Raw genomic sequence first — 23576 nt, 5'->3', positions numbered from 1 at the left:
AACAATAACAATTATTGCGAGAGAATACTATTACAAGAGAACTAATTTAGAGTAAATGTGAGATTTTTTGATAAAAAGATTTAAATCTATTTTTAAAGCGCTTTTCAACCTTTATAGGTGTTGTTTTAAAAACCCCTAAAAGCCCTTTAACAATTCCACAAATTCCTTAAAAATATAATGGCTCTCTTTAGGGCCAGGGCTGCTTTCTGGGTGGTGCTGGACAGAGATGATGGGAGCGTTTTTATAACGCACGCCCTCAATGGTGTTGTCAAAAAGATTGCGGTGCGTGATAACAGCGATTTCTTCAATTGCTTCAGGGACGCAATAGTTGTGGTTTTGCGCGGTGATTTCAACAGCGTTTGTTTCTAGGTTTTTAACGGGGTGGTTGCTCCCATGATGACCGAATTTGAGTTTGTAAGTGGGGTAGCCTTGCGCGATAGAGAGCAATTGATGCCCTAAGCAAATGCCAAACATGGGGATTTTAGCGTCAATGAGTCGTTTGATTTCTCCAATTTCTTGCCGCAAACTCAAAGGATCGCCTGGCCCGTTAGAGAGGAAGATTCCGCTAATTTCTTTTTTTTCATAAGCTTTAATCAGCTCGCTAGCTTTAGTGTGGTGCGGGTAAATAAGGGCTTTTAACCCCACATTTTGAAGCTCGTTTAAAATGTTGCCCTTAGCCCCAAAGTCTAACACCGCGATAATTTTATGAGAGGTTTTTTCATCAAAAGGCTTGTAATCTAGGGTTTTGAAATCAAAAGTCGTGTGCTGGTGCGTGGTGATTTTTTGCGTAGAAACGCTAGACACTAGGGGGGAGTGAGAAATTCTAGGGGCGTTTTTTAAAATTTCTTCAAGCTTGTTTTTGTCATGCTCTATCGTGGAAGCGACCATCATCAAACACCCATGATGGCGTAAGGTTTTAATCAAACTTCTGGTATCAACGCCGCAAATCCCTAAAACGCCACGCTCTTTCAAATAAGCGCTCAGGCTAAAATCTGCCCTTGAATTAGAAAAAAATTCGTTGTAATGGCGCGCTAAAATCCCTGTGCATGAAAAAAAGGATTCATCGTCTTTAGAATTAGCGCCCACAACCCCAATTTCAGGCATGCTAAAAACCACAAATTGCCCCTTATAGCTAGGATCGCTAATGACTTCTTGATAGCCGCTCATGGAAGTGTTAAAAACAAGCTCGCCCACTTGCGTGCCGCTAGCCCCAAAACTTTGTGCTTGCAAAAAAAGCCCGTTTTCTAAATAGAGAGAGACCATTATAAAAAGCCTTTTCGTCTTAATTCTTCTTCATAGAGCCTTTCAAACACCAACTCGTATTCATCGCTCCCTACGGGGAGTTTGCGTTTGTAATGCTTGATTTTTTCATGCACTTCATTTTCAATGCTTTCATACGCTTTAGAATAGGTGTCAATGGATTTGTAAATCAAGTTTCTTATCAAATTTTCAGACACGCTAAACATGATCAAATCTTCATCTAGGATTTTATTCAAAATCTGGTGCGATAAATCGCTGCACCTTTCTTCCCAAAACAAATGAAAGCCCTCTTTTTGAGCGATCTGTCTTTTAATCATCCAAAAAAGCTGCCTTTCATCCATCCGCATGAATTCTATCTCATCGGTGTTTTCTTCTAAAAGCTCTCTGGCTTGCTCATCTATGGCGTTTTCTTTTTTAACGCTTTTTTCCAAAATCCCTTCTATCAATTCACACAATAATTCCCTAGGGGCTTTTAATTCTAATAGTTTTGAATGGATAAAGTCGTTGGCAATCTTATGGCTTATATGGTTTATATGGGTTAGTTTGAGTCTCATGGTTTTTCTCGCGTATTTTATTTATTTTTAGAGTGTATTTTATCGTTTTTTAGATAAAACGCTTTTTAAAGAATGGGTTTAATGGCGCACCAAACTATAGGATTGTAGAATTTTATCAGCGTAGATGATTGTAATATCCGGGCGTTTTTTAGAAATTTTAGTGTTAATCAGTCTTAATCTCCCCCCTTCTTTAATGCCATAGAATTGGAGCCTTAAAGCGAGTTGTTTATCGTTAGTGCGGATTTGATGGATGCCCCTTAATTGCAAGGCTGTAGCGACTTCTTTGGCTAAGAAATGCCGGTTTAATAATTTTTCATTAGCGCCAGAAATTTTACTCCCCCATAAAAAAAGCGTTTCAGTGAGCATTAAAAGATACAAACTAAAAACGCGCAAATAATACTGCCCCCTAAATTCCTTCAAACGCACCCTAAGGCTATTCAAAACGCTTTTAATAAACAAGGGCAAACCGATTAACGCTAAGGGGGCGAAAGTTTTTAAATCTATCTCTTGGCGCATGCTCAAAAGCAAAGGGAAAAGCCAACCGCTCGCGCTCATAAAGGCTAGTAACGATGGTTTTTTATCCAGAAGGGCTTTATAGAGCGTATAAGGGTAGTAGAGGAACAATAAGGGCGAATACAAAAGCATGAGTTCTAAGCATGTGTCTATAAAATACCCGCTAGGCAAGCCCTTATTGAAATCCCCACTAAAAAGAGCGGTATTCACAATTAAAACCACCAAAATAAAGATCGCGCTCTTAAAATAGCGTTTTCTTAAAGCGTAGGCAAAAACCCCTAGTAAAAGCGGGATGAACGCGCCGTCTAAAAACGCGCAAGCGCTAAGGATCAAATAAGGGATTTTTTGGGTTTTGATATACAAATAGCTAACCAAAAGCCCAAGGCTTAACACCAGCACGCTTTTGGATAATAAAATCGCAAAGAGATTCACTCCAGGCAATAAAGCGTAAGTCAATACCACATAAAGAGCGTCTTTAGGCTTTTTTAAAATCTTTCGCCCTATGAGGTAGAATAAAAACATGTTGATGAGATGAGCGATCAAAAAAGGCAATCTTAAAGCCAAATCGTTTTGGCCTAAAATGGCGGCACTTTTTTGAGCGATTTGAACAAACCATGCGCTGCTATAAAAAAAGTCCTTCGCCTCATTGTAGCTGATAGAAATTTCTTCACTCATCAACAGCCCCAAAGCTAGGACAAAAAAAACCATGACAATAAAAATTAAATCGCTTAAATCAAAGCTTCTTGTTTTTTTTTCCGGATAAATAAAGTAGCGGAAATATAACAGAGCGCTTTGTAAGGGGCTTAGTTGCATGATTTAAATTTTTTTTAATTCTTTTAAAAGAGCGGGCAAGGCGATGAGTAAGCCTGAACATAAGATCAAAGCCACCCCTAAAGAGCTTTTAAGATCCAAAAATGTATCGCCTAAATACAGCCCAAACAACAGCCCCCAAACAATGCGGGTGTATTCAATGGGGGCAATGATCCCAGCGGGTGCGTTCATGTAAGCATAAGTTAAGAAATACTGCCCTAAAGTCCCGCTAATCCCTATTAAAGAAATCCACAAAATGTCTTCTTTTCTAGGGATGTGAATGCCTGTGGATAAAAAAGGAATATCAACAAACATGCCCGCTAACCCAAGAAGGCTCATGCCAAAGGCGAACGCTAAAATCACGGCTTGCTTGTCGTAATATTCCCTCAAATCCCTTAAAGTGATATACGCTAAAGACACAAAGATCCCGCTCAATATGCCCATAAAAATTTCAACCGGTCCCACATTTTCCACGCTAGGATCTGAAATCAACACCACCCCCACTAGCCCAATGCATGCAGAAATTAACGCACTTCTTTTGAGCTTTTCTTTCAAAAGCAAAGGGGAAAGAAGCACCGTATAAATCGGTGCGCATTGCGAGAAAGCCGTCGCTGTGGCGAGCGAAATTTTTTCAATATTATAAAAAAACGCCAGCATGGCTAAGCCCCCCACAACGACCCTAAAAGCGAGCTTTTTAAAACCGCCTTGTTTGTAACTCTTCAAGCGGTAGGGTTTGAAAGGATAAATAAGCAAGAGTAAAAGCGTCATGGTAATGGAGCGGTAAAACACATTTTCCATAGGGGAAAAATAATCCGCTGTGATTTTAACAAACGCGCTCATGATCCCAAAGCATAAATTCGCCAAAAGTATCATTGAAACGCCAAATAAAATGGTATTACACATGCCTTTTACCCATCAATAAAGATTTTTAGGGTAGTTTAACCTAAAATCTCTAATTAAGGATTAAAGTTTTTAAGCTCTAAATGCATAAAAGTTGCATTGATTGGTAAAATCATGCTATAACAACGCTCTAGGAGTTTTACCTTTTGTTTATCCATTTTAAGCTCCTTATAGAAATATGAAAACACAAAAACACGAATCCTTTTTGAAAATAAACTCCTAGACCCTTTTTAAAGGGTTTGAATGCCACCATTAGAAAAACTTTTAATCCATCGCTTTTTGAATTTTTTAGTCTCATTATGGAATGAATTTTGCTTAATATTAGCGTAAAATCCAATTTTAGGAAATTCACATGGCTGTTTCTTCTATCAATCAATTTGATTCTAATCTCTATGGGCTTTTAAACGCTAAAAGCGCTCCTAAAGAAGACCTAGCTCCTATTGAAAGCACAGAAAAAATAGAGCGAGAAAAAAAGGACGCTCCAACAGAAAACCTCCCCTTTAACCCTGACAAGCGAGAGACTTACGGCTTTTTGGTGTTAGAATTGATGAGCGATAGAGAGTATGAGGCTTTTTTAAGGGCTACGGCCGGAATGGATGAGAGCCAAAAACGCCTTGCCGCCCAGTCGCTTTATAGTTTGACGGATTTTTATAACGGGAAATTCTCTAAAGAAGTGGAAAGCGCCCCCAAGCAACCGGTGAATGGCTTGCACAAAAAAGCCTTTCAAACCTTTAACGCCACCAACCATAACGATTTTTTGCAACGCTACCAAAACGCTTACAACAACCCTTCGTCTATGGATGTGGTTCTTTGAATGCTAGGGCTAAATGGGGCATTAATCATCAAAAACGCTTTTGAGCGTTTTTTATCACCAATGTTTTTGATTAAATTAAAACCAAAATTGGGTTCAATCCGCTTCTTCCAAACTCTTAAACACCTTGATTAAATCTATATGCTCATCAATATCATGCGCTCTTAAAATACTCGCCCCATTTTGCAGCGCCATTAAATGCAAGCTCAAAGTGCCAGCGAGCCGGTTTTGAACTTCACGCCCGGTGATAAGCCCGATCGTGTTTTTACGGCTCGCTCCTACCAATAGGGGTTTTTTGAATTTAAGAAAGTGGCTTAAGTGCTTGATTAAGGCTAAATTATGCTCTTTTAATTTAGCGAATCCAAACCCAATATCTAAAATAATGTCTTGAAGTGCGTATTTTTCTAAAACCTCTAGTTTTTCCTTAAAAAAGCGATCCATTTCATCAAACAGATTGTGGTAAAAAACATTTTCTTGCATGTCTTTGGGGGTTTTTTGAGCGTGCATTAAAACGCAAGTGGGCTTGTAATCTCGTGCGACTTCTAGCATTTCAATACTATTAAAACCGCTCACGTCATTAAGGATAGAAAAACAATGCTCCAAAGCCATTTGGGCGGTTTGGGCATGGTAGGTGTCTATGCTAAAATGCGCGCATTGGTAGAGCTTTTGGGATTTGATCTCTAGTAAAATTTCTTTTAAGCGATCTTGCTCTGTTTTTGGATCAATGATTTCACTCTGCGGTCTTGAACTGGCCGCGCCTATATCAATGAGCGTGATACCCTTTTCTAGCCATTGATAGATTTCTTCAAGCGCTTTTTTGCTACTAAAACGGCTCTTTTCATAGAAACTATCCGGCGTGAGATTCAAGATTGCCATGATCTGTGGGGTGTTAGGCTTAGGGGCTTTGAGGTGGCTTTTTAATTCTTGCGCTAAATGTTTAAGCCCAAAGGGTTGGGAATGGCACTTCACAATAAGGCGTTCTAATTGGTTAGCGTTCGCAATCAACACCCCATCATAAAAAGGCTCTTTAGCTAAAATGCAATCTCTTGGCGTGGCAAAATCGCCCCCAACGCTTATGGCCTCTTGCTTTAAAATGAGCGTTGCGCTTAAGGGCAGATGTTGGATTTCAAAAACAAAGCTAACGCCTTTTTGGTGCATGCGATCTTGTGCGATCTTTTCTGGGCCTATTTTTTGCAGAGCGTTTTTGAGCGCATCAGGGTTAAGGCGTTTTACAATCATGGCGTTTTCTTTTTGGATAAAAGGCTTAAAAGCAGTGGTAAAAGATTATAGCTGAGCTTGTAATAAGAGCTGTTAGCCTTGATCGCTAAATCAAAGGCTTGCAATTCTTGCTCATTTAAACAGATTTGGTGTCTGTGGATACTCTCTAACAGGCTTTCAATTTTTTCCCTCTGATTTTCTCTGGAATCAAAATTTTCTTTGTCTAAATTTTTCAAAAACGCATAAATATCTTTCAAATCCAGCCTTGATAAATCCAAATCTAAAGGTTTTAGGGGGATTTTTTGGCGCTTGTCTTCTTTGATTAGGCGGGATTTAATGGTGGCTAAAACATGGTTTGGGCTTTTAGCGAACATGATAAAACAAACGTTATTTGGGGGTTCTTCTAAGATTTTTAAAAGCGCGTTTTGGGCTTCTATGCCATAGCTAGGAGCGGCGATTAAAAAGGCGTTCAGTTCGCTGTGTTTGAGATGGGCCTTTGAAATCACTTCTTTGGCATGCTCTATTTTAAAATCCTTGTTAAAAGTTTTGATCACCTTTTTGTCTTTTTCAATAATTTCCGTGTAGAATTTAATATGATTTTTAAAAAGGCTTGCGGTCTCTTCTAGGCTCTCTTCAAGATTGTCCGTATAAATAAGGCGGTTGGAGTTTTTCACAGAGTAACCTTATTGTATAGCGCGCTAAAAAGCGCGTTTTCAAAGAGTTTGAAGAGTTGCAATAATTTATAATCTAGCAAACTATCATGCTCTTTTAAAAGCAGGCAATCTTCTTTAAGCTCTTCAAAAAGCCATAAAAAACTAGGGATTTTACTCAGTAGTAAGGTTTTCAAGCTTTCATTTTCAACCCTCCCAACATGCCAAAACATGGGGTTTTGATAAGTCATCTCTATGGTGGCTAGAGAGAGATTCGCATCGTTTTTGGGGTAGAAAGAAGAAGCGTTAAAATCAATGACGGACAATAAGGGGCGCTCTTTTAAATCTTTAGGGTTTAAGTTAGAAAGAATGTAGTTTAAAAACCAGCGCCTAGAAGAATCCGCGCTCACTAATAACGATCCGCCATTAAGCACATGCGAAATGGTTTGCGCGATGAGTTTGGCGTAGCTTGATCGCTCTAATTCCAACCACCCGCTTTGTTGGGCGATAAACTCCCCCTGATCGCGCACAAATTCTTTGATCCAGTCGTAGAAATTTTTCATTGATCTAATTGATACACCGCATGCAAGGTTCTAACCGCTAATTCAGCGTATTTAATGTCAATCAAAACCGAAATTTTAATCTCGCTTGTGGAAATCATCATGATATTGATATTGTCTTTGGCTAGGGCTTTAAAAGCGATGCTCGCCACCCCAGAATGCGACTTCATGCCCACGCCCACTATGGAAACTTTAGCGATATTTTCATCATAATCAATGGAATCCATTTGCACTAAAAAAGGCTTTAAGGCCTGCTTGGTTTCTTCTATTTGGGTTTTGACGATCGTAAAATCCAAATCGGTTTTGCCGTCTCTGCCGATCGTTTGGACTATCATATCCACGTTAATGCGATACTCCGCTAAAGCGCCAAAGATTTCAGCGGCAATGCCAGGCCGATCTTCCACGCCCTCCATACTCACACGAGCCTGATTCTTATCCAATGCGATCCCACTCACTATAGGGGTTTCCATGCGTTCTCCTTTAAAGTCTTTTTCAGCGACAATGAGCGTGCCTTCGCTATGGTTAAACGAATTGCGAGTCACTAACTTCACGCTGAGTTTTTTGGCTAATTCTACCGAGCGGTTTAACAACACTTTAGCCCCCATAGAAGCCAATTCAAGCATTTCATCATAGCTGATTTGCGCGATTTTTTGAGCCTTTTCTTCAATGCGCGGATCGGTGGTATAAACGCCATCTACATCCGTATAGATTTCACACAAATGCGCTTTTAAAGCCCCGGCCAAAGCGACCGCACTCAAATCGCTCCCTCCACGCCCTAAAGTCGTTGTTTCGCCTTGAATATCAGCGCCTTGAAACCCAGCGATCACCACAATGTAGTTTTTTTCTAAAAGCCCTGTGATGCGTTGGGTGTCAATGGATTGGATCACGGCGTTTTGAAAATGCGAACTGGTTAAAATACCCGCTTCTTTCCCGCTCAAGGAAATGGCCCTATGCCCATACCTCTCTAACGCCATGCTCAAAGCCGCGCTTGAAATCAATTCCCCCGCGCTGACGATCCTGTCCATTTCTCGCTTGTTAGGGTTATGGCTAAAATTCTTTCCAAATTCTAAAAGCCTATCGGTTTCGCCGCTCATCGCTGAAACCACCACCACCACCTGATGCCCTAATTTAACGCTTTCTAAAACCCTTTGAGCGACATTGTGGATCCTTTCTACGCTACCCATGCTCGTGCCGCCGTATTTTTGAACGATTAACACCCTAAATACCCCTCTCTTTTGAAATAAGCAATGACTTGGCGGTACACTTGACGCTTAAAGGGAACGATTTTTTTAAGCAAATCCTTAAGATGGATGAATTGGTAAGCTCTAAATTCTGGCGTGTGCTTGTTCAAATCAATGTTGTTAGCATGCTTTAGGCGCACTAAAAAATAGCGTTGCTTTTGCCCGTCAAACGAATAGAATTTGTGCTCCATATTGCTTGGGAAATCATAGGCGATCCATCTGGGGTATTGCGCTAAAATCTCTATTTCATTCGTGCCAATTTCTTCTAATAATTCTCTATGGAGCGCTTCTAAAGGGGTTTCGCCCTCATCAATGCCCCCTTGGGGGAATTGCCACGCTCCTTCAATATCTATGCGCTCAGCGATAAAAATTTCGCATGTATTAGGGTAATCTGGCGACATAATGATAGCCGCAACATTAGGACGATATTTTTTATGTAGCATAGGTCTTTATTTTAGCTCTTTCTTGTTTGATTAAGATGGTATTATAATGCATGCTGGCTTTAAGTAGGGTTAAGAATGCCATTAAAATCAAAAATTAAAAAAAAGGGCTTGAAACTCATTTTAATAGCGCCCAAACAGCACTATTAAAACTAAAAGGGTTTATTTGAGAGTGGGGATGTATTTGGCTAAAGCTTTGATGTCTTCATCGCTTAATTTTTTAGCTTGCGCGGTCATGACAGGATTCTTATTAGCACCGCTTTTAAAATCCATAAGATCTTTTTCAATTTCTGCTTCAGTCATCATGTTGACGATTTTGCTTTTGCCTAAAGCTTTCTTTTCAAATTTAACCCCATGGCAAGCGGCACAACCTTTTACAAGAGCCTTAACATCGGTTGCCATTAAAGCGTTTGCGAACGCCAAAACGCCTAAAGCCACAATAACCTTTTTCATAGTGTGTCTCCTCATACTTATCAAAATGATCTTAAAATGATACAATTACAAGTTTAAGTTTCGCTTAAAATGACATGAAAATGAGAGAAATAAATATGATTTTATACATTCATATCCCCTTTTGTGAAAATAAATGCGGTTATTGCGCTTTCAATTCCTATGAAGATAAGCATGGGCTAAAAGAAGAATACACTCAAGCGTTGTGCCTGGATTTAAAGCATGCGTTAAGTCAAACCCATGAAAAAATTGAAAGTATTTTTATTGGCGGCGGCACGCCTAACACTTTAAGCGTGGAGTCTTTTGAAAGGATTTTTGAAAGCATTTACTACAATGCGCGCTTGAGCATGGATTGTGAGATCACCACTGAAGCTAACCCCGAATTGATTTCTAAAGCTTGGTGTCAAGGCTTAAAAGATTTAGGGATCAACCGCTTGAGTTTAGGGGTGCAAAGTTTTAGAGAGGATAAATTATTGTTTTTAGAGCGCCAACATTCCAAAAATATCGCTCCCGTGATAGAAACCATTTTAAAAAGCGGGATTGAAAATGTCAGCATTGATTTGATTTATAACACCCCATTAGACAATGAAACCTCCTTAAAAGAAGAACTAAAGCTCGCTAAAGAACTCCCTATCAACCATTTGAGCGCTTACGCTTTGAGTATTGAAAAAAACACGAATTTAGAAAAAAACGCCAAAAAACCCTCAAGCGTGGATTTTGACAATGTGGTAAAAGAGACTTTAGAGGGCTTTTCTTTCAAGCAATACGAAGTGTCTAATTACGCTAGAAATTATCAAGTCAAACATAATTTGGCTTACTGGGGGGCTAAAGATTACTTAGGGTGCGGGGCTGGGGCTGTAGGCTGCGTGGCGAATGAGCGCTTTTATGCGAAAAAACTCATAGAAAACTACATCAAAGACCCCCTAAAACGCCAAGTTGAAACGCTTAATAAACAAGACAAGCGCTTAGAAAAATTGTTTTTAGGCTTAAGGTGCGTGCTTGGGGTTGAGCTTAGTTTCTTAGATGAAAATAAAGTAAAGTTTTTGATTGAAGAAAATAAGGCTTTCATTAAAAATAACCGCTTGGTAGCGAGCGATTTTTTCATGGCCGATGAAATGGCTTTGTGGCTGTTGTGATTGTAGGCTTTGCTTCAATCAAGCGTTAATAAAACGCTAGAAAGCGTTTTTTAATGAATGCCTACAAAATTTTTAGCCAAAAACCACCCGATAGCCACCCCAATAAGCCCTAAAATGTTAGTGCCTAAAACATAAGAAACGGCTTCAATGTATTGGGATTTTTGCAAGAGTTTTAAAGTGTCTAACCCATAAGAAGAAAAGGTCGTAAAACCCCCTAAAACCCCAGTTACAAAGAAAATCCCAAAATCATCACCAAAAACTTTTTTAACAGCCAAATGCCCCATAAAGCCGATGACAAAACACCCTATGAGATTCACGCTAAAAGTCCCTAAAGGAAAACTTTCAAACATTAAAAATTTACTGGGCATCATTTTGCCCACAAAATACCTTAACGAACTCCCTATAGCCCCCCCTAAAGCGGCCCATAAAAAGACAAAATTCATGCATCATCCTTTAAAAAATAACTGAGAGCATTATAATGAGATGTTTTTAACATTCTTTAACCCTCAAACTCAAAGCCAGTTCTAAACACGCCTCCAAGGAGGGCTTTTTGGCGCTATAACTTTGAATGCCTTGCTCTTGCAAATAAAGAGCGGTCGTGTTGCCAATGCTTATAGCGGTGTAATTTTCTAAAAATTCAAAATAGTGCAAGAAGGCTTTTGCATGGCTTATAGCGGTAAAAATAAGAATGCTCTTTTCTTTGGGTTTTAGGGCGTTTTGTTCGCTTAAGGTTAAATGTTTGAGCTTGTTTTCATAAACAACGGCTTGCTTGAAATCAATGCCATGATCTAAAAGAATGGCGTCTAAAGAAGAGGCAATCTCTTTTGCCCTAAGATACAAAACGCTTTTTTTTTCCAATAAAGGAAGGATTTCTTGAACAAATTCTTTGCCATGGGCTTTTTCCCCTATAAAGGCGACTTTAAAATGGTGATCTTGTAAAGTTTTTGCGGTGGGTTCGCTCAAAGCGTAAGCAGGAATGTTTTGTAAAATTTTGAGTTTGGGGCTGTTTTTTAGGGTTTCTAGCAAGGAAAACACCGCATTTTTAGAAGTGAAAATCAGGGCGTTAAAAGGGGTTGGATCTAATTCTAAAGGATAGTAGTGCAACTCGTTTAAGATGAGAGTTTTATAGGGGGCGATTCTTTGAGAATGCACCCATACAATCTCCCTCATGCCTAGTTTTTTTTAGCACAAGTGTCATCATAGATCATTCTAAAGCCGTATTTTTCAAAATCATAGACATTGCCCTCTAAATAATAGGGCGTATAGCCTAATTCGTGCATGCTTTTAGCCGCATCTAAAGCCCTGCGACCAGCCCTGCAATGGAGCAACACTTTTTGATCTTTGTGTTGGGCTAAAAAATCAGCGAGCTTTTCTTGGTCATTGACGCTAATGAGCGTAGCGTTAGGCAAATGCAATTCCTCATATTCGTCCAATTCGCGCACATCCACCACGATAAAATCATTGAAATTGACTTCTTCCAAACTGATCGCATAATCTTCAAGCATGTTTATCCTTAATTTTTAAAGTAAGGTTATGTTACAATGATTTGATAAATAAGAATGTTTAAGGAGTGTGCGTGGAAGAAAATTATCATGCTTTTTTTACCGAAGCGAGCGGGTTTTTAAACGAGCGGATCTTTAAGGATTATTTACGCCGTTTGGCTTATGGCATTGACGCGTCATGTTATCGTTATATCCCTAAAATAGTCGCTTGGGTGAAGAATGAAGAAGAAGTTCAAAAGCTTTGTGCTTTAGCCAAAAAGCATGGCGTTTCATTGACTTTTAGAGCGGCTGGTAGCTCCTTATCAGGGCAGGCGAGTTGCGATGGGGTGCTGGTTATGGTTACGCATTTTTTCAAAGACGCTCAAATTTTAGACAACGCTCAAAGCATTCAGCTCTCATGCGGAGTCATAGGAAGCCATGCGAACGCTTTATTAAAACCTTACCATAAAAAAATAGGCCCGGATCCCGCTACGATAAACACCGCCATGATAGGGGGGATTGTCGCTAATAACGCTAGCGGGATGTGTTGCGGAGTGGAGCAAAACAGCTACAAAACCCTAAAATCCTTAAGAGTCATTTTAGCTGATGGCGCTCTTTTAGACACGGCTAATCAAGAGAGCGTTGAGAATTTCAAAAACGCGCGCAAGGATTTGATTGAAGGGGTTTTGAATTTAAGAAAAGAGATTTTAAAAGATAAAGAATTGCACGCTTTAATTAAGAAAAAATACGAGATCAAAAACACCACCGGCTATAGCTTAAACGCTCTCATTGATTTTGAAGATCCGATTGAAATCATCAGCCATTTGTTCATAGGCTCTGAGGGGACTTTAGGCTTTATTTCAAGCGTGGGATTAGAATGCGTGAAAGACTACGCCTATAAAACTTGCGCGTTATTGTTTTATGAAAATTTAGAGCAATGCGCCAAAGCCGCTCAAATCTTAGCTACCTTAAAAGCCAAACAGCCTGAAATGATTTCTTCAGCAGAGCTTATGGATTATGCGTCCTTAAAGAGCGTGAAAAATTTAGAGGGCATGCCTAGCGTGATTTTAGAAATCAAAGAGCCTAACGCATGCTTACTCATTCAAAGCGAAAGCGATGATCCTTTGATTTTAGAAAACAACATGCAAACGATTTTAAACGCTTTGAATGCGATACCGGTCGTTTTAGATTCTCAAATCAGTAGTGATCCTGATATTTATCAATCGTGGTGGAAGATCAGAAAAGGCATTTTCCCTATCGCAGCGTCAAAAAGAAAAAGCCAAAGCTCTGTGATCATTGAAGATGTGTGCTTCAGCAAAGAGGATTTTGTAGAGGGGGCAAAAGCGATTGAAGGGCTTTTAAAAAAACATGGCTTTAAGGATAATGGCATTATTTTTGGGCATGCGTTAAGCGGGAATTTGCATTTTGTCGTTACGCCGATTTTAGAAAATGAAGCTGAAAGAAAAGCGTTTGAAAATTTAGTTTCTGAGATGTTTTTAATGGTGAGCGAAAGCTCTGGCTCCATTAAAGCCGAACATGGCACAGGCAGGATGGTAGCCCCTTTTGTGGAAATGGAGTGGGGAGAAAAAGCCTATAAGATCCACAAACAAATCAAAGAATTGTTTGATCCTAATGGCCTTTTAAACCCTGATGTGATCATCACAAACGATAAAGAAATCCACACTAAAAATTTAAAGAGCATTTACCCTATTGAAGAGCATTTGGACATGTGCATGGAATGTGGGTTTTGTGAAAGGATCTGCCCCAGCAAAGATTTATCCTTAACGCCACGACAACGCATCGTTATCCACAGAGAGATAGAGCGTTTAAAAGAAAGGGTAAGTCATGGTCATGATGAAGATCAGGTTTTATTAGATGAGCTTTTAAAAGAGTCTGAATACTTAGCCCACGCCACTTGCGCGGTGTGCCATATGTGTTCCACTTTATGCCCTTTAAAAATTGATACCGGGATCATCGCCCTAAATCATTATCAAAAAAACCCTAAAGGCGAAAAGATCGCTTCAAAGATCCTTAATCACATGCAAACAACCACAAGCATGGCTCGTTTTTCTTTAAAAAGCGCTTTTGTGGTTCAAAAACTCATAGGCCCTCACAACTTAGTGAGCCTAACTAAAGGGATTAAAAAATTCATCAAACCTTTCCCCAAAGCCTTTCATTACATGCCCAAAAACAACGACTATCCTTTAGAAAATAAAACGCACAAAAGCGAAGAAAAAGTCATTTATTTCAGTACCTGCATCAACCGCTCGTTCGCTCCATCAACCAAAATGGCGGATAAAAGATGCATTCAAGAAGTGTTTGAATCCTTATGCCAAAAAGCCAAAGTTTCGGTAGTGTATCCTAATGGATTGGATGCACTTTGTTGCGGGAAAGCCTTTATCAATTACACCGCCTTAACCAAACAAAACAATGAAAAAAACCATGCGATTTTTTTACAATTAAGCGATGGGGGAAAAATACCGATCGTTTTAGACCATAGCGCATGTTCGACGCATTTTATCAAGCAAATGAAAGCTTATAAGGATTTGAAAGTCTATGATTTGAGCGTCTATATTGAAGAAGTTTTAAGCCCAAAATTAAAATTCAACCCCATTAACGAAGACATAGGGTTATACACGATGTGCGCTTTAAAGTTAGAAAATAAAGAAGAATTGTTATTGAATTTGGCTAAAAAATGTACTTTGGGCGAGATTGTTATCCACAAAGAGACGGGTTGTTGCGGTTTTGCGGGGAATAAGGGCTTTTTCACCCCTGAATTGAACGAGAGCGCTTTAAACGGCTTTCAAGCGTTTTACCAATCCTATGATCTTAAAAGGGGCTTTTCCACTTCTAGCACTTGTGAAATCGGTTTGAGTGAAAAAACCCAATTCGCTTGGCAGCATATCGCTTATTTAGTGGATGCTTGCACGCTTTAATGGTGTATAATTAAAGACTTTCTTTAAAGGGTAAAGGCATTGGATAACACTCTCAAACATCTTGCCATTATTATGGATGGTAATGGCAGGTGGGCTAAATTAAAGAATAAAGCTAGGGCTTATGGGCATAAAAAAGGCGTAAAAACCCTAAAAGACATTACGATTTGGTGCGCTAATCATAAGTTAGAATGCTTGACTTTATACGCTTTTTCTACGGAAAATTGGAAACGCCCCAAAAGTGAAGTGGATTTTTTAATGAAAATGCTTAAAAAATACCTTAAAGATGAGCGATCCACTTACTTAAATAACAACATACGCTTCAGGGCGATAGGGGATTTAGAGGGCTTTTCTAAAGAATTACGAGATACGATTTTACGGCTTGAAAACGATACCAGGCATTTTAAGGATTTTACGCAAGTTTTAGCCCTTAATTACGGATCTAAAAACGAGCTTTCAAGGGCGTTTAAAAGCTTGCTAGAAAACCCACCTAACAATATAGACCCTTTAGAAAGCTTAGAAAATGAAATTTCTAATCGTTTAGACACGCATGATTTGCCGGAAGTAGATTTATTGTTACGAACAGGGGGGGAAATGCGCTTGTCTAATTTTTTATTGTGGCAGTCCAGCTATGCGGAATTGTTTTTCACGCCGATTTTATGGCCTGATTTCACCCCTAAAGATTTAGAAAATATCATTAGCGATTTTTACAAAAGAGTGCGCAAATTTGGGGAATTAAAATGCTAGTAGAAATAGAGAATTTGACTAAAAACTATGGGAGTTTAAAAGCGCTAGACAATATCAATTTAAAACTACCCAAACAGCAATTTATAGGGCTTTTAGGCCCTAATGGAGCGGGTAAAACCACTCTGTTAAAGATTTTAGCCGGATTGAATTTGAACTATCAAGGGGAAGTGAGAATTTTAAATCAAAAGATCGGCATAGAGACGAAAAAAAGCGTGGCGTTTTTAAGCGATGGGGATTTTTTAGATCCTAAATTAACGCCTTTAAAAGCGATCGCTTTTTACAAGGATTTTTTCAGCGATTTTGATTCATTAAAAGCCCTAGATTTACTCAAACGCTTCAGCGTGCCTTTAAAAAGAGAGTTCAAAGCCCTTTCAAAAGGCATGAGGGAGAAATTACAGCTGATTTTAACCCTATCACGAAACGCTTCTTTGTATCTTTTTGATGAGCCGGTGGCTGGGATTGACCCTATTGCAAGAGAAGAGATTTTTGAACTCATCGCTAAGGAATTTAGCCAAAACGCAAGCTTGTTAGTCTCTACGCATTTGGTGGTGGATGTGGAAAAATATTTAGACAGCGCGATTTTTTTAAAAGAAGCCAAAGTAGTGGCTTTTGGGGATGTGGGGGAATTAAAAAAAGGATATAGCAGTTTGGAGGTAGCGTATAAAGAAAGGCTGAAATAAATCAGTCAGTTTCTCTTAAAACGCCCAAACGCCAATCAAAACTATCACGGATCGCTTGAATATTTTTGCATGGAATTTCTTTAAAATTTAAGTATAATTGTAAGAATCGCCTAGATGATTCGTGTTTCTTATTGATGGCAAGTTCGTTGAAAAAATAAGTTAGGCTAAGGTAGTGGTTTTTGTGTGATGGCATTTTTTAAATCTGCCCCTAAGAAAATCCTCCTAGCCTTATTAGTGTAGGTTTGTTGAACTTATGCGCATGTAAAAGTAGCGGTCATCTGGGTTTAAAAACAACCACATTTTAGGGAAGACATGAAAGATAACAATAACTATAATGTTTTAATTGTGGGGAATAAGGGGCGAGAGTATGCTTTGGCTCAAAGGCTTCAGCAAGATGAGCGAGTGAATGCTTTGTATTTTTGTTTGGGTAATGGTGGCACTCAAGATTTAGGCGAAAATCTGGAATGCGAACATTACGAGCATATCGTGGAATTAGCCCTGAAAAAACAGATCCATTTAGCCATCATTTCAGAAGAAGAGCTTTTGGTTTTAGGGCTTACAGAGATGCTAGAAAAAGCGGGGATTTTAGTGTTTGGGGCTTCTAAAGAAGCGGCTAAGTTAGAGGCTTCTAAAAGCTATATGAAAGCTTTTGTTAAAGAGTGTGGTATTAAAAGCGCGTCTTACTTTGAAACAAACGATTTAAAAGAAGCTTTGAGTTACATTCAAAACGCTTCTTTCCCCTTAGTGATTAAAGCGTTGAATAAAAACACAAGCATTGTCCATCAAGAAGAAGAAGCACTAAAAATCCTTGAAGACGCTTTAAAACAAAGCAATGAGCCTGTGATCATAGAGCCTTTTTTAGAGGGGTTTGAGCTTTCAGTTACAGCGCTCATAGCCAATGATGATTTTATCTTGTTGCCCTTTTGCCAAAACTACAAACGCTTATTAGAGGGGGATAACGGGGTCAATACAGGGGGTATGGGGGCCATCGCTCCTGCAAACTTTTTCTCTAATGAATTAGAAGAGAAAATAAAAAATCATATTTTTAAACCCACTTTAGAGAAACTTCAGGCTGACAACACGCCTTTTAAAGGGGTTTTACTCGCTGAAATTGTAATCATAGAAGAAAAGGGCGTTTTAGAGCCGTATTTATTGGATTTTAGCGTGCGTTTTAAAGACATTGAATGCCAGACGATTTTACCCCTTGTAGAAAATCCGCTATTAGATTTGTTTTTAGCCACAGCCAAAGGGGAATTGCATTCTCTTGAATTGGTGTTTTCTAAAGAATTTGTGATGAGCGTGGCACTTGTTTCTAGGAATTACCCCACTAGCTCTTCGCCCAAACAAACCCTTTATATTGATCCGGTTGATGAAAAAAAGGGCCATTTGATTTTAGGGGAGGTGGAGCAGGATAACGGCGTGTTTGAAAGCAGTGGGGGGAGGGTGATCTTTGCCATTGGTAGGGGAAAATCTTTATTAGAGGCTAGAAACCATGCTTATGAAATCGCTCAAAAGGTGCATTTTGAAGGCATGTTTTATCGCAAGGATATTGGTTTTAAGGTGTTAGATTTGAAAGAATATTCTTAAGGGTTAAAGTTTAAGACAAATGAAGGGGGTTTGTCTTGTTTGTTTTTGAATGCGTTCTCCAAATTTAGAAAAAGAAGAAACTGAAATCATAGAAACACTCCTTATGCGTGAAAAAATGCGTTTATGCCCCTTGTATTGGCGCATCTTAGCGTTTTTAACCGATAGTTTATTGGTGGCGTTTTTATTGAGCGATCTTTTAAAGGCATGCACTTTTTTACATTCTTTATATTGGCTAACTAACCCCATTTATTACAGCGCGTTTGTTGTGATGGGTTTTATCATCTTGTATGGCGTTTATGAAATCTTTTTTGTGTGTTTGTGCAAGATGAGTTTGGCTAAACTGGTTTTTAGGATTAAGATCATTGATATTTATTTAGCAGATTGCCCCAGTAGGGTTATTTTATTGAAGCGTTTAGGGTTAAAAATCGTGGTTTTTCTATGCCCTTTTTTATGGTTTGTAGTATTTAAAAACCCCTATCATAGGGCGTGGCATGAAGAAAAAAGCAAAAGTCTTTTGGTGTTGTTTTAAAATGATTCGTTGGTTTTATGCGGTGTTTTTTTTGTTATTGAGCGTATCAGACGCTAAAGAAATCGCTATGCAACGATTTGACAAACAAAACCATAAGATTTTTGAAATCCTTGCGGATAAAGTGAGCGCTAAAGACAATGTGATAACCGCCTCAGGGAATGCGATCTTATTGAATTATGATGTGTATATTCTAGCGGACAATGTGCGTTATGACACTAAAACCAAAGAAGCGTTATTAGAGGGGAATATCAAGGTTTATAGGGGCGAGGGTTTGCTCGTTAAAACCGATTATGTGAAATTGAGTTTGAATGAAAAATATGAAATCATTTTCCCCTTTTATGTCCAAGACAGCGTGAGCGGGATTTGGGTGAGCGCGGATATTGCTAGCGGGAAGGATCAAAAATATAAGATTAAAAACATGAGCGCTTCAGGGTGTAGCATTGATAACCCCATTTGGCATGTCAATGCGACTTCAGGCTCATTCAACATGCAAAAATCGCATTTGTCTATGTGGAATCCTAAGATCTATGTCGGTGATATTCCTGTATTGTATTTGCCCTATATTTTCATGTCCACTAGCAATAAAAGAACTACCGGGTTTTTATACCCTGAGTTTGGTACTTCCAATTTAGACGGCTTTATTTATTTGCAACCCTTTTATTTAGCCCCCAAAAACTCATGGGATATGACCTTTACCCCACAAATCCGCTATAAAAGGGGTTTTGGCTTGAATTTTGAAGCGCGCTACATCAACTCTAAAGACGACAGGTTTTTATTCAATGCGCGCTATTTTAGGAATTACACCCAATACGTCAAACGCTATGATTTGAGGAATCAAAATATCTACGGGTTTGAATTTTTAAGCTCCAGTAGGGACACTTTACAAAAATACTTCCATCTTAAATCTAATATTGACAACGGGCATTACATTGACTTTTTATACATGAATGATTTGGACTATGTGCGTTTTGAAAAGGTTAATAAGCGCATCACAGACGCCACGCACATGTCTAGGGCGAATTACTATTTGCAAACAGAAAACAATTATTACGGCTTGAATATCAAGTATTTTTTAAACCTGAATAAAATCAACAATAACCGCACTTTCCAATCTGTCCCTAATTTGCAATACCATAAATATTTAAATTCTTTGTATTTTAGGAATTTATTGTATTCGGTGGATTATCAGTTTAGAAACACCGCAAGAGAGATCGGCTATGGCTATGTGCAAAACGCTTTGAATGTGCCGGTGGGCTTGCAATTTTCTTTGTTTAAAAAGTATTTATCTTTAGGGCTTTGGAATGATCTCCAACTATCTAATGTGGCTTTAATGCAATCTAAAAATTCTTTCGTGCCTACGATCCCTAATGAATCAAGGGAATTTGGGAACTTTGTGTCTTCAAATTTTTCCATGTATGTCAATACGGATTTAGCCAGAGAATACAACAAGCTTTTCCACACGATCCAACTGGAAGCGATTTTCAACATCCCTTATTACACCTTTAAGAATGGCTTATTTTCTCAAAACATGTATGCTTTAAGCGCGCAAGCTCTAAACAGCTACACTTCGCCTTTATTGAGAGATTACGATTATCAAGGGCACTTGTATGACTCCGTGTGGAATCCTAATAGCATTTTACCTAGCGATGCAAGCAATAAGACGGTGAATTTAACCCTAACGCAATACCTTTATGGCTTAGGAGGGAAAGAGTTGTTGTATTTTAAAATATCGCAACTCATCAATCTTGACGATAAAGTTTCGCCCTTTAAAATGCCATTAGAGAGCAAGATCGGGTTTTCGCCCTTAACGGGATTGAACATCTTTGGGAATGTCTTTTATTCGTTTTATCAAAACCGCCTAGAAGAAATCTCTGTGAACGCCAATTACCAACGCAAATTTTTAAGCTTTAACCTCTCTTATTTTTTAAGGAACAATTTTAGCAGTGGGATTAATAGCATTGTAGAAAATCCTGCGGATTATTTAAAGGCGGGTTTTAGCAATGACTTTGGGTATTTTTCCATGAGCGCGGATGTGGGTTATGATATTAGAAATAACGTGGTTTTGAATTGGAATGTGGGGATTTATAAAAAAATCCGTTGTTTTGGGATTGGCTTTCAATTCGTCAACCAAAGACGCCCTATCCTTACTGGCGATCCCAACCAGCCTATAAGAGTGTTTGAAAATAACTATGTTAAGCTAGAATTAGACTTTTCACCGATCACTAAAACCAATGTAACTTACCGCTCTTTACAGCGTAAATAAAAAAAAGGAATGCATTTGAATACGGATTTTAGCCATATCACTGATATAGAGGGCATGCGTTTTATCAATGAAGAAGACGCTTTGAACAAATTGATCAATGAAATCCACACGCGCCACATTGATTTAAAAGATTCCATCATGCTCGCTTTGAGTTTTAACGCTTTGTATTTAGCTAACGCTTTAGCGCAAAAATTTGGAGCGACTTATGATATACTTTTTTTAGAACCTATCCTAGCCCCTTTAAACTCAAAATGCGAGATCGCTTTGGTGAGTGAGAGCATGGATATAGTGATGAATGAAAGTTTGATCAATTCCTTTGACATCACTTTAGACTATGTTTATGGGGAAGCCAAGCGAGCTTATGAAGAAGACATTTTGTCCCATATCTATCAGTATCGCAAAGGCAATGCGATCAAAAGCTTAAAAGATAAAAATATTTTTATCGTAGATAGGGGGATTGAAACCGGGTTTAGAGCAGGGTTGGGCGTGCAAACTTGCTTGAAAAGAGAATGCCAAGACATTTATATTTTAACCCCCATTGTCGCGCAAAATGTCGCTCAAGGCTTAGAAGGTTTGTGCGATGGGGTGATTAGCGTGTACCGCCCTGAATGTTTTGTCTCTGTGGAGCATCATTATAAAGAACTCAAGCGATTAAGCAATGAAGAAATTGAAAAATACTTGGGCGCTAACAACGCGTCCAATCTCAAAAAGGAACATTAAATATGGATTTTATCACCATCAACTCTGGTAACAGAACCGAAGAATTCGCTCTCAAACAAGTGGCCAAACAAGCCACTAGCTCTTTAATGTATCGCTTAGGAAAAACTCTTATTTTAGCGAGCGTGTGCGTAGAAAGAGAGCCTGTGAGTGAAGATTTTCTGCCTTTAGTGGTGCAGTTTTTAGAAAAATCGTATGCTGCCGGTAAAATTCCTGGCGGTTTTGTTAAAAGAGAAGGCAGGGCGCAAGATTTTGAAATCTTAACCTCTAGGCTCATAGACAGGACTTTACGCCCTTTATTCCCTAAAGATTACCGCTACCCTACGCAAATCACTTTAATGGTTTTAAGCCATGATATTGAAAACGATTTGCAAGTTTCTGCTTTAAACGCCGCTTCAGCCGCTCTCTTTTTAGCCCATATCGCTCCTATTAAAAGCGTGAGCGCTTGCAGGATCGCTAGGGTGGATAACGAATTTATCATTAACCCTAGCGTAAGCCTTTTGAATCAATCCAGTTTGGATCTGTTCGTGTCCGGCACAAAAGAGAGTTTGAACATGATAGAAATGCGATCTTTGGGGCAAAAATTAAACGCTTTAGAAGAGCCTTTAATGTTAGAAGCTTTAGAATTGGCTCAAAAAAGTTTGAAAGAAACCTGCACGCTTTATGAAGAGGCTTTCACGCCCTATCAAAACAAACTCCTTTTTAAAGAGGGCGAAGGGATAGCCCTTAATGAAAGGCTGTTGGATTTATTAACAAATCAGTATTTTGATGAAATCATCAAAGGCATTGAAAGTTCTGCTTTGAGCGAGCGAGAAAATGTTTTCAATGAAATTGCTAAAAAAATCAGCGAAGCCCACTCAGAATTCAGTTTAGAAGAAATTGAATTGTCTTTAGAAAAAGTGAAAAAAACCGAGATCAGACGCATGATTATTCAAGATAAGATCCGCCCGGATAAGCGCGCGTTAGAAGAAGTGCGGCCCATTTCAATAGAGAGCGATTTACTCCCTATGGCGCACAGCTCCATTTTATTCACTAGGGGGCAAACTCAAAGCTTAGTCGTAGGGGTCTTAGGCACGGATAATGACGCTCAAACCCATGAGAGTTTGGAGCATAAAGCCCCTATCAAAGAGCGCTTCATGTTCCATTATAATTTCCCTCCTTTTTGCGTGGGCGAAGCGAGCTCTATTGGCGCGACTTCAAGGCGCGAATTAGGGCATGGGAATTTAGCTAAAAGAGCCTTAGAAACGAGCATTAAAAATAAAGAGCAGGTGATACGATTGGTTTCTGAGATTTTAGAAAGCAATGGTTCAAGCTCAATGGCGAGCGTGTGTGCAGGGTCTTTAGCCCTTTATGCAAGCGGTGTGGAAATTTATGATCTAGTCGCTGGGGTGGCTATGGGCATGGTGAGCGAAGGGCAAGATCACGCTATTTTAAGCGATATTAGCGGTTTAGAAGACGCCGAAGGCGATATGGACTTTAAGATTGCCGGGAATTTAGAAGGCATTACGGCTATGCAAATGGATACCAAAATGAGCGGTATCCAATTAGAGGTTTTATACCAAGCCTTACTTCAAGCTAAAGAAGCGCGGAAACATATTTTAAAAATCATGCATGAAGCGAAAGAAAAGATCGTGATCAATTTTTCCCATTTGCCCACAACTGAAATTTTTAATGTCGCTCCAGATAAAATTGTAGAAATTATCGGTCAAGGGGGGCGTGTGATTAAAGAGATAGTAGAAAGGTTTGAGGTTAAGATTGATTTGAACAAACCGAGCGGTGAAGTGAAAATCATGGGGAATAAAGAGCGCGTTTTAAAAACTAAAGAATTTATTTTAAACTATTTGCATTCTTTAGATCAAGAATTGGAGCGATACGCTATTGATGAGGTGCTAGAAGCTCAAGTGAAGAGAATCGTGGATTTTGGGGCGTTTTTAAGCTTGCCTAAGGGGGGCGAAGGCTTGTTAAGAAAACAAAACATGGACAGGTGTCAAGTGGTTTTAAAAGAAGGCGATAGTATCAGGTGTAGGGTGATTAGTTTCAATAAGGGTAAAATCGCTTTGGATTTGGCTTAAAATTTTTAAAAAGCGTTTTTAAAA

23 protein-coding genes are annotated in these 23576 nt (G+C 39.0%); 10 read left to right on the top strand and 13 right to left on the bottom strand.

The genetic code is table 11. From position 1 onward, the window contains the following. Positions 1-135 precede the first annotated feature (135 nt). The 4 genes from carA to EXS92_RS06080 form a co-directional block, all read right to left on the bottom strand. Positions 136-1263, bottom strand: coding sequence for a glutamine-hydrolyzing carbamoyl-phosphate synthase small subunit (carA, locus tag EXS92_RS06095; RefSeq protein ID WP_165515880.1), 1128 nt, complete (start codon positions 1261-1263; stop codon positions 136-138). Continuing rightward, on the bottom strand, positions 1263-1814 hold the full coding sequence (locus EXS92_RS06090) for a DUF507 family protein (RefSeq protein WP_001237425.1): 552 nt from the start codon (positions 1812-1814) through the stop codon (positions 1263-1265). The genes carA and EXS92_RS06090 overlap by 1 nt, the downstream gene beginning before the upstream one ends. A gap of 78 nt (positions 1815-1892) precedes the next feature. Further along, on the bottom strand, positions 1893-3140 hold the full coding sequence (locus EXS92_RS06085; protein ID WP_165515879.1) for a glycosyltransferase family 39 protein: 1248 nt from the start codon (positions 3138-3140) through the stop codon (positions 1893-1895). 3 nt (positions 3141-3143) lie between these two features. Beyond that, entirely contained in the window at positions 3144-4040 is an 897-nt protein-coding gene (locus tag EXS92_RS06080; protein ID WP_165515878.1) for a DMT family transporter, read from the bottom strand. 349 nt (positions 4041-4389) lie between these two features. On the opposite strand from EXS92_RS06080, the gene EXS92_RS06075 reads away from it, so the two are divergent. Continuing rightward, entirely contained in the window at positions 4390-4851 is a 462-nt protein-coding gene (locus EXS92_RS06075; RefSeq protein WP_165507879.1) for an HP1233 family protein, read from the top strand. 93 nt (positions 4852-4944) lie between these two features. Here EXS92_RS06075 and folP read toward each other — a convergent pair whose 3' ends face one another. From folP to EXS92_RS06045, 6 genes are all read right to left on the bottom strand, one after another. Beyond that, positions 4945-6087 (bottom strand): dihydropteroate synthase, encoded by a 1143-nt coding sequence (folP, locus tag EXS92_RS06070; RefSeq protein WP_165515877.1) that lies wholly within the window; start codon positions 6085-6087, stop codon positions 4945-4947. Further along, positions 6084-6740, bottom strand: coding sequence for a DNA polymerase III subunit delta' (locus EXS92_RS06065; protein ID WP_165515876.1), 657 nt, complete (start codon positions 6738-6740; stop codon positions 6084-6086). Before EXS92_RS06065 ends, folP begins: the two co-directional genes overlap by 4 nt. Beyond that, a complete protein-coding gene (hobA, locus tag EXS92_RS06060) occupies positions 6737-7279 on the bottom strand; it encodes a DNA replication regulator HobA (RefSeq protein ID WP_165515875.1) in 543 nt (180 codons plus the stop codon). The genes EXS92_RS06065 and hobA overlap by 4 nt, the downstream gene beginning before the upstream one ends. Next, a complete protein-coding gene (locus tag EXS92_RS06055; RefSeq protein WP_165515874.1) occupies positions 7276-8493 on the bottom strand; it encodes an aspartate kinase in 1218 nt (405 codons plus the stop codon). Before EXS92_RS06055 ends, hobA begins: the two co-directional genes overlap by 4 nt. After that, the gene (locus EXS92_RS06050; protein WP_000902575.1) at positions 8487-8960 is read right to left on the bottom strand and encodes an RNA pyrophosphohydrolase; all 474 of its coding nucleotides are present in this window, start codon (positions 8958-8960) and stop codon (positions 8487-8489) included. The genes EXS92_RS06055 and EXS92_RS06050 overlap by 7 nt, the downstream gene beginning before the upstream one ends. Before the next feature lie 159 nt (positions 8961-9119). After that, positions 9120-9410, bottom strand: a complete 291-nt coding sequence (locus tag EXS92_RS06045) for a c-type cytochrome (protein ID WP_021175770.1) — start codon at positions 9408-9410, stop codon at positions 9120-9122. A gap of 95 nt (positions 9411-9505) precedes the next feature. Here EXS92_RS06045 and hemW point away from each other — a divergent pair, with 95 nt between their 5' ends. Continuing rightward, positions 9506-10543, top strand: coding sequence for a radical SAM family heme chaperone HemW (gene hemW, locus EXS92_RS06040; RefSeq protein WP_165515873.1), 1038 nt, complete (start codon positions 9506-9508; stop codon positions 10541-10543). 50 nt (positions 10544-10593) lie between these two features. Here the strand turns inward: hemW and crcB are convergent, their stop codons facing one another. From crcB to EXS92_RS06025, 3 genes are read right to left on the bottom strand one after another with little or no spacing between them, the layout of a single operon-like run. Next, entirely contained in the window at positions 10594-10986 is a 393-nt protein-coding gene (crcB, locus tag EXS92_RS06035) for a fluoride efflux transporter CrcB (protein ID WP_165515872.1), read from the bottom strand. A 46-nt stretch (positions 10987-11032) separates the two neighbouring features. Next, complete coding sequence (locus tag EXS92_RS06030; RefSeq protein ID WP_165515871.1) at positions 11033-11713, bottom strand: uroporphyrinogen-III synthase; 681 nt, start codon at positions 11711-11713, stop codon at positions 11033-11035. 2 nt (positions 11714-11715) lie between these two features. Further along, positions 11716-12048: a rhodanese-like domain-containing protein gene (locus tag EXS92_RS06025; RefSeq protein WP_042633199.1), complete on the bottom strand. Its 333-nt coding sequence runs from the start codon at positions 12046-12048 to the stop codon at positions 11716-11718. A gap of 71 nt (positions 12049-12119) precedes the next feature. Here EXS92_RS06025 and EXS92_RS06020 point away from each other — a divergent pair, with 71 nt between their 5' ends. The 8 genes from EXS92_RS06020 to EXS92_RS05985 all read left to right on the top strand — a co-directional run bounded on the left by EXS92_RS06020 (position 12120) and on the right by EXS92_RS05985 (position 23552). Further along, the gene (locus EXS92_RS06020) at positions 12120-14960 is read left to right on the top strand and encodes an FAD-linked oxidase C-terminal domain-containing protein (protein ID WP_165515870.1); all 2841 of its coding nucleotides are present in this window, start codon (positions 12120-12122) and stop codon (positions 14958-14960) included. Between the two features lie 39 nt (positions 14961-14999). Beyond that, entirely contained in the window at positions 15000-15704 is a 705-nt protein-coding gene (locus tag EXS92_RS06015) for a di-trans,poly-cis-decaprenylcistransferase (RefSeq protein WP_097717848.1), read from the top strand. Further along, positions 15698-16384, top strand: coding sequence for an ABC transporter ATP-binding protein (locus EXS92_RS06010; RefSeq protein ID WP_165515869.1), 687 nt, complete (start codon positions 15698-15700; stop codon positions 16382-16384). Before EXS92_RS06015 ends, EXS92_RS06010 begins: the two co-directional genes overlap by 7 nt. 312 nt (positions 16385-16696) lie before the next feature. After that, the gene (purD, locus tag EXS92_RS06005; RefSeq protein ID WP_165515868.1) at positions 16697-17971 is read left to right on the top strand and encodes a phosphoribosylamine--glycine ligase; all 1275 of its coding nucleotides are present in this window, start codon (positions 16697-16699) and stop codon (positions 17969-17971) included. A 49-nt stretch (positions 17972-18020) separates the two neighbouring features. Next, positions 18021-18500, top strand: coding sequence for an RDD family protein (locus EXS92_RS06000; RefSeq protein WP_165515867.1), 480 nt, complete (start codon positions 18021-18023; stop codon positions 18498-18500). 1 nt (position 18501) lies between these two features. Then, entirely contained in the window at positions 18502-20763 is a 2262-nt protein-coding gene (locus EXS92_RS05995; RefSeq protein WP_165515885.1) for an LPS-assembly protein LptD, read from the top strand. A gap of 15 nt (positions 20764-20778) precedes the next feature. Then, the gene (locus EXS92_RS05990; RefSeq protein WP_165515866.1) at positions 20779-21483 is read left to right on the top strand and encodes a phosphoribosyltransferase; all 705 of its coding nucleotides are present in this window, start codon (positions 20779-20781) and stop codon (positions 21481-21483) included. Between the two features lie 2 nt (positions 21484-21485). After that, complete coding sequence (locus tag EXS92_RS05985; RefSeq protein ID WP_165515865.1) at positions 21486-23552, top strand: polyribonucleotide nucleotidyltransferase; 2067 nt, start codon at positions 21486-21488, stop codon at positions 23550-23552. Positions 23553-23576 lie beyond the last annotated feature (24 nt).

This window comes from Helicobacter pylori (genome assembly GCF_011175115.1).
GTDB lineage: Bacteria > Campylobacterota > Campylobacteria > Campylobacterales > Helicobacteraceae > Helicobacter > Helicobacter pylori_DF.
The sequence above is the reverse complement of the archived record's forward strand: the minus strand, read 5'-3'. Positions and strand labels throughout refer to the sequence as shown.